Below are 535 nucleotides of genomic sequence, written 5' to 3' on the forward strand. Positions count from 1 at the left end.
CACGCGGCGCACAACTCGACTTGCTGTCCCGTGCGATGGCCATCAATGGCCAGGTGTGGGCGGAACGTCTCAATGCGGTAGCGGGTGCCAATAGCGTCGACTACGGCAGCGTCACGCCGACCGCGATTGCGGGCGTGGGCCCGGCACCGCAGGTCGCCATCGACGTCGGCCAACTGGGCAGCATGTACGGCGGGGGTGCCACGCGGTTGATTGGCACCGAGCGAGGGCTGGGCGTCAACATCGGCGGCAACTTGGCCGCACTCACCGGCAGCCTGAGCCTGGCAGCCAATGGCGATGTCACCATCACGCCGACGGGGCGTGTGCAGAGCGCGGCCGATGCCAGCATTTCTGCGCCCAATGTCAGCAACCAAGGCATCATCACGAGCCCTGGCAACGTGACGGTGTCCGGCAGCACGAACAACAGTGGCACCGTGGTTGCCGGCGGCAACGCAACCATCAGCGGGCCGCAAATCGCCAACAGCGGCACGATCGGCGCGGGCGTCGATACGAACGGCAATGTCACGCAGCCGGGCGC

Annotated in this window: 1 protein-coding gene; it reads left to right on the forward strand. The window is 67.1% G+C overall.

Annotation, left to right across the window (positions count from 1 at the left end; translation table 11 throughout):
- On the forward strand, positions 1–535 hold a 535-nt coding region (locus FUT88_RS15165; RefSeq protein ID WP_147216337.1), incomplete at both ends, for a hypothetical protein.

This window comes from Ralstonia sp. TCR112 (assembly GCF_007997035.1).
GTDB lineage: Bacteria > Pseudomonadota > Gammaproteobacteria > Burkholderiales > Burkholderiaceae > Ralstonia > Ralstonia edaphi.